Below are 6,361 nucleotides of genomic sequence, written 5' to 3'. Positions count from 1 at the left end.
CGACCTGATCGGCAAGGATGCGATCGTGCTGCGCGACGGCAAGCAGGTGACGGAATTCCGCGAGGGCCTGCTGCCGTGGGCGCTGCAGACGCCGACGGCGCTGGTGTTCGACGAGTACGATGCCGGCCGCCCCGACGTGATGTTCGTGATCCAGCGCGTGCTGGAAGTCTCCGGCCGCCTGACGCTGTTGGATCAGAACAAGGTGATCAAGCCGCATCCGGCGTTCCGTCTGTTCTCGACCGCCAACACCGTCGGTCTCGGCGACACCTCGGGCCTCTATCACGGCACCCAGCAGATCAACCAGGGCCAGATGGACCGCTGGTCGATCGTCACCACGCTGAACTACCTCGCCCATGACGAGGAGGTCGAGATCGTGCTGGCGAAGGCGCACCACTATCGGACGCAAGAGGGCCGCGACATCGTCAACAAGATGGTGCGGCTGGCCGACCTCACCCGCAACGCGTTCGCCAATGGCGACCTGTCGACGGTGATGAGCCCGCGCACGGTGATCATGTGGGCGGAAAACGCCGAGATCTTCGGCGACATCGGCTTTGCGTTCCGCGTCACCTTCCTCAACAAGTGCGACGAGCTGGAGCGACCGCTGGTGGCTGAATTCTATCAGCGCTGCTTCAACGTCGAGCTCGCGGAGTCATCGGTGAACGTGGCGATGAGCTGACGCGATGCCGGCGATTTCCGTCGAGCGCACGATTGGAAAGACCAAGCGCGCGGTGCTCGGCGGACTGATCCGCTACAACACCGAGAAGATGGGGAAGCAGAAATACAAGCGCTTCGCCGTCTCGTTACGTGAAGGCGACAAGATCGTCGGCGGGATCGTCGGGGAGGTCTGGACCACGGTGCTGTTCATCCAGTTGTTCTGGATCGAGCAGAAGCTTCGCGGCAAGGATCATGGGACAAAGTTGATACGGGCGATCGAACAGGAAGCCAAACGCTTCGGGGCCACGCGGTCTTATGTGGACACCATGAGTTTTCAGGCGCCGGGTTTCTACCGAACGTGCGGCTACAAGGAATTCGGTTCGATCGAGGGTTATCCTGAAGGCGTGACGCGCCATTGGTTCACAAAATCGCTATGAGCACATCCAACCAGAAATTCCGCACCGGATCCAAGGAGGCGCCGACCGAGCCGTTCAAGCGCGCGGTCACCGCCTGCCTGCGCGCGATCGCGAAGAAACCGGAGCTCGAAGTGACCTTCGCCGCCGAACGGCCGGGCTTGGCGCCGGGCAAGGCACGATTGCCGGAGCCGGCGCGCAAGATGACCAAGCGCGACGCGGCCATCGTGCGCGGCCACGCCGATTCGATCGCGCTGAAGCTCGCCTGCCACGATCCGAAAGTTCACCGCAAGCTGATGCCGGGCAATCCGCAGGCGCGCGGCGTGTTCGAGGCGGTCGAGCAGGCCCGCGTCGAGGCGCTCGGCTCGCGGCGGATGGCGGGCGTCGCCAAGAACCTCACCGCGATGCTCGACGATCATTTCCATCGCGGCAAGTTCGACGAGATCACCGACCGCGCCGACGCGCCGTTGTCCGATGCGCTCGCCATGCTTGTGCGCGAACGGCTGACCGGGCTGGCGCCGCCGGCCGCCGCCCGCAAGATGGTCGACCTCTGGCGCCCGCTGCTCGAAGACAAGATCGGTACGCGGCTCGACCGGCTCGACCGGCTCGCGGAGGATCAGGCGAAATTCGGCGATGCGGTGCATGATCTGCTCACCGCGCTGGAACTCGGCGACGACCGCAATGCCGATGCCGACGACGACGAGAACCAGGACGAAAATCGCGACGGCGAGAACGACCAGTCCGGCGCCGAGGGCTCGCCCGATTCCGACGCCGCGCAGGAGATGAGCGCCGACCAGGCGCAGGCCTCTACCGACGAAATGTCGGAAAGCGCCATGGAAAGCGCGCAGGCCTCGACGTCGGATACCTTCGATGACGGCGAACTCGGCGACGACGAGACCCCGGGCGAAGCGACGCGGCCGAATTCGCGCGGCGCCAACGAGCCGCGCGGGCCGGAATATCACGCCTTCGCGCCGAAATTCGACGAGGTGATCGCGGCGGAAGACCTCTGCGACCATGACGAGCTCGAGCGGCTGCGTTCCTACCTCGATAAGCAGCTCGCGCATCTGCAGGGCATCGTGGCCCGCCTCGCCAATCGCCTGCAGCGCCGCCTGATGGCGCAGCAGAATCGCGCCTGGGAGTTCGATCTCGAGGAAGGCATTCTGGATCCCGCGCGGCTGTCGCGCGTGGTGACCGATCCCTATCATCCGCTGTCTTTCATGCATGAGAAGGAAGCGACCTTCCGCGATACTGTGGTGACGCTGCTGCTCGACAATTCCGGTTCGATGCGCGGCCGTCCCATCACGGTCGCCGCAACGTGTGCGGATATCCTGGCGCGGACGCTGGAGCGCTGCGGCGTCAAGGTGGAAATCTTGGGCTTCACCACGCGCGCCTGGAAGGGTGGGCAGTCGCGCGAGGCGTGGCTTGCCGCCGGCAAGCCGCCCAACCCCGGTCGCCTCAACGATCTCCGGCACATCATCTACAAGCCCGCCGATGCGCCGTGGCGGCGTGCGCGCAAGAATCTCGGCCTGATGATGCGCGAGGGACTGCTGAAGGAGAACATCGACGGCGAGGCGCTCGACTGGGCGCACAAACGGCTGCTCGGCCGTTCCGAACAGCGCAAGATATTGATGATGATTTCCGACGGCGCGCCGGTCGACGACTCCACGCTGTCGGTCAATCCCGGCAATTACCTGGAGCGCCATCTGCGCTACGTCATCGAGGAGATCGAGACCCGCTCGCCGGTCGAACTGATCGCGATCGGCATCGGCCACGACGTCACGCGCTATTATCGGCGCGCGGTCACCATCGTCGATGCCGAAGAACTCGGCGGCGCCATCACCGAAAAGCTCGCCGAGCTGTTCAGCGAGACCCACGGGGCGGCGCCGGCGGCCTCCGGCCCGCGGCGCAAATTGCATTCCTAAGAGAATGCGCGAAACCTTCAGCCGCCGCCGATTCCTGGGAACGACGGCGGCAGGGCTTTCGACGCTGGCGCTGCCCGCCGGCTCGCGGGCGCAGCTCGCGACCCAGCCGCCGCCGAAACCGCTTCCGCCGGACGAACACTATGTCGCAACTCCCGCCTCGATCGAGGTCAGGGCGCGGCCGCTGCCGTCGTTCGACAACAGCGACCATTCCCGTGTGCGGTTCGGCAAGCTCGAATATCGCAGCGGGCTGGTCCTGACCTCCGCCTTTCAGGGGTTTGGCGGGTTGTCGGGCTTGCGGCTCGACGCCAAAGGCGAGCGCTTCATTTCCTTCAGCGACAAGGGCAGCTGGTTCACCGGCCGCATCGTTTATTCCGGCCGCGCGATGACCGGGCTCGACGACGTCGAGGCCGCGCCGATGCTGGGGCCCGACGGCCGGCCGATCACCGCGCACGGAATGTTCGATTCGGAATCGATCGCGCTCGATGGCTCGATTGTCTATATCGGCCTCGAACGCGTCAACAAGGTGCTGCGCTTCGATTTCAGCAAAGGTTTCACGCGTTCGCGCGGCGAGGAGTTTCCGATGCCGCCGGCGGTGAAGAAGCTGCCCTTCAACAAGGGGCTGGAAGCGCTGGTCTTCGTGCCGAAGGGTTTTGCGCTCGCAGGTACGCTGATCGCGATCTCCGAGCGCGGCCTCGACCCGCAGGGCAACCTGATCGCATTCCTGGTCGGCGGGCCGACGCCGGGACAATTCAGCGTTCGTCGCACGGAAAGTTTCGACGTCAGCGACGCCGTGCTGTTGCCCTCCGGCGAGCTTCTGCTGCTGGAGCGGAAGTTCTCGCTGCTCGCGGGCATCGGCATCCGCATCCGCCGCATCGCGCTCAATTCGATCATGCCCGGTGCGGTGGTCGACGGCCCCTCGATCTTCGACGCCGATCTCGGCCAGGAGATCGACAACATGGAGGGCATCGACGCCCACGTCACGCCGGAGGGCGACACCGTGCTGACCATGGTGTCCGACGATAACTTTTCGCTGATCCAGCGCACGTTGTTGCTGCAATTCGCGCTGGTGGAGTGAAATCGTTCTGCGAGAGCAGGGACGGTGAGCATGCCCCGCCATGACGATCCCCTTGGGTTGAGGAATGCGCGGCGGCTAACTAAATTGAGTGACGACGTTGCTTCCTCCCATCTCTGGACATCCCCCATCATGAGCGCCCTGTTTTCCCCGATCAAGCTGCGCGGCCTTGCGCTTCCCAATCGCATCATGGTGGCGCCGATGTGCCAGTATTCGGCCGACAACGGCGCGGCCAATGACTGGCATTTCACCCACATCAACATGCTTTCGCTTTCAGGCGCGGCGATGTTCTGCATCGAGGCCACCCATGTGGAGGCGACCGGCCGCATCACCCCCGGCTGCCTCGGCCTGTGGAATGACGCGACCGAAGCGGCGCTGAAGCCGATCCTGGCTTCGGTGCGCAAGCATTCGAAGACAGCGGTGGCGATGCAGCTCGCCCATGCCGGCCGCAAGGGGTCGAGCGCCAGACCGTGGGACGGCGGGCAGCAGATACCGATCGGCCAAGGCGGCTGGCAGACGGAGGGGCCTTCCGCGATCCCGCACAAGGAAGGCGAGACGCCGCCGCACGCGCTCGACGCGCAGGGACTGGCGCGCGTGCGCGACGCTTTCATTGGCGCGGCGAAGCGCGCCGAGCGGCTCGGTATCGATGCCCTCGAACTGCATAGCGCGCACGGCTATCTCCTGCATCAATTCCTGTCGCCGATTTCCAACCAGCGCACCGACCAATATGGCGGCAGCTTGCAAAACCGGATGCGTTATCCGCTGGAAGTGTTCGACGCGATCCGCGCGGCGTTCCCTGCGGAGAAGCCGGTCGGCGTCAAGGTGTCCGCGACCGACTGGGTCGATGGCGGCTGGGATCTGGCGCAGACCATCGAATACGCAAAAGAATTGAGGAAGCGCGGCGTCGACTGGATCGATGCGTCCTCCGGCGGCGTGTCGCCGAAGCAGAAGATTCCGCTTGGCCCCGGTTATCAGGTGCCGCTCGCGCAAGGCATCAAGGAGGCGACCGGCGTCACCACCATGGCGGTCGGATTGATCACCGAGCCGAAACAGGCCGAGGACATCGTCGCCTCCGGCAAGGCCGACATGGTCGCGCTCGCCCGCGGCATGCTGTACGACCCGCGCTGGGGCTGGCACGCCGCCGCCGAACTCGGCGGCGAGGTCTACGCCCCGCCGCAATACTGGCGCTCGCAACCCTCCACGCAAAAGGCGCTGTTCGGCGCGACCACGTTCGGGGCAAGATAGCATCGGTGTTCGGGCTGGAGCATCGTCATGGCAATCGTCCGTCGCCTCGCGATCGCTGCCGCCTTTGCGCTCCTCATGAACGGGCAGGTCATGGCGTTTGACATTGAGGCCCATCGCGGCGGGCGAGCGCTGTTTCCCGAAAACACGCTGCCGTCGTTCGCCAACGCGCTTTCGATGGGCGTCGACACGCTGGAGCTGGATGTCGGGGTCACCCGCGACAGCGTGCTCGTCGTCTCCCATGAGCGCGGCCTCAATCCGGACCTCGCGCGCGGCCCCGACGGCGTCTACATCGCGCCGCCGGGAATTCCCTTCGTCCAACTGTCGCTGGAGCAGGTCTGGAAATACGACGTCGGACAGATCCGTCCGGGCAGTGCCTACGCGGCACAATTTCCCGACCAGCACGCAGTGCCGGGCACGCGGATTCCGACGCTCAGGCAGGTGTTTCGGCTGGTACGCAAATCCGGCGACAGCCACGTGCGGCTTAATATCGAAACCAAGATCGACCCGAACCATCCGGAAGAGTCGCCGGAGCCTGAGCGTTTCGTCGCGCTGCTGCTCGATCTTCTTGCCGCGGAGAAATTCAGCGATCGCGTCACGATTCAATCCTTTGACTGGCGGACCTTGCGGTTGGTCGAGAAACTCGCGCCCGCGATCCCGACGGTCTATCTGACGCAACAGAAGGGAGCGGGGGCGACGGTTTTTCTGGATAAGCCTTCCGTGTGGACCGCGGGTTTCGACCCGGTCGACCACGGCGGCTCGCTTCCCCGCGCGATCAAGGCCGCGGGAGGCGCGATCTGGTCGCCCTATTTCGGCGACGTCAATGCGGCGCTGATTTCGGAGTCCCACAGTCTGGGGCTCCAGGTCGTGGTGTGGACCGTGAACAAGCCCGAGGACATCGCGCGGATGATCGACCTCGGCGTGGACGGGATCATCTCCGATCACCCCGAAACCTTGCGCAAGGTGGCCGGCGACAAGGGCATCGCCCTGCCGCAGGGATACCCGGTGACGCCGTAGTGCATTCTTTGAGGGCTTCATCGCTGTCTTCGTCATGGCCG

General features: G+C 65.0%; 6 protein-coding genes. All 6 read left to right on the top strand.

What is annotated here, in order from left to right; all coding sequences use genetic code 11:
• Nucleotides 1-676: cobaltochelatase subunit CobS (locus tag VK804_RS09515; RefSeq protein ID WP_325370277.1), on the top strand; the 676-nt coding region annotated here is incomplete at its 5' end.
• A gap of 4 nt (nucleotides 677-680) precedes the next feature.
• Nucleotides 681-1,091: a GNAT family N-acetyltransferase gene (locus tag VK804_RS09510; protein WP_325370275.1), complete on the top strand. Its 411-nt coding sequence runs from the start codon at nucleotides 681-683 to the stop codon at nucleotides 1,089-1,091.
• Entirely contained in the window at nucleotides 1,088-2,989 is a 1,902-nt protein-coding gene (gene cobT / locus VK804_RS09505; RefSeq protein WP_325370273.1) for a cobaltochelatase subunit CobT, read from the top strand. Before VK804_RS09510 ends, cobT begins: the two co-directional genes overlap by 4 nt.
• Nucleotides 2,990-2,993: 4 nt before the next feature.
• Nucleotides 2,994-4,064: an esterase-like activity of phytase family protein gene (locus VK804_RS09500; protein ID WP_325370271.1), complete on the top strand. Its 1,071-nt coding sequence runs from the start codon at nucleotides 2,994-2,996 to the stop codon at nucleotides 4,062-4,064.
• Nucleotides 4,065-4,193: 129 nt separating this feature from the next.
• A complete protein-coding gene (locus tag VK804_RS09495; RefSeq protein ID WP_325370269.1) occupies nucleotides 4,194-5,306 on the top strand; it encodes an NADH:flavin oxidoreductase/NADH oxidase in 1,113 nt (370 codons plus the stop codon).
• Nucleotides 5,307-5,333: 27 nt separating this feature from the next.
• The gene (locus tag VK804_RS09490; RefSeq protein WP_414642743.1) at nucleotides 5,334-6,320 is read left to right on the top strand and encodes a glycerophosphodiester phosphodiesterase; all 987 of its coding nucleotides are present in this window, start codon (nucleotides 5,334-5,336) and stop codon (nucleotides 6,318-6,320) included.
• Nucleotides 6,321-6,361: the final 41 nt, after the last annotated feature.

The sequence above is a fragment of the Bradyrhizobium sp. genome (assembly GCF_035484855.1).
Classification (GTDB): domain Bacteria; phylum Pseudomonadota; class Alphaproteobacteria; order Rhizobiales; family Xanthobacteraceae; genus Bradyrhizobium.
The sequence above is the reverse complement of the archived record's forward strand: the minus strand, read 5'-3'. Positions and strand labels throughout refer to the sequence as shown.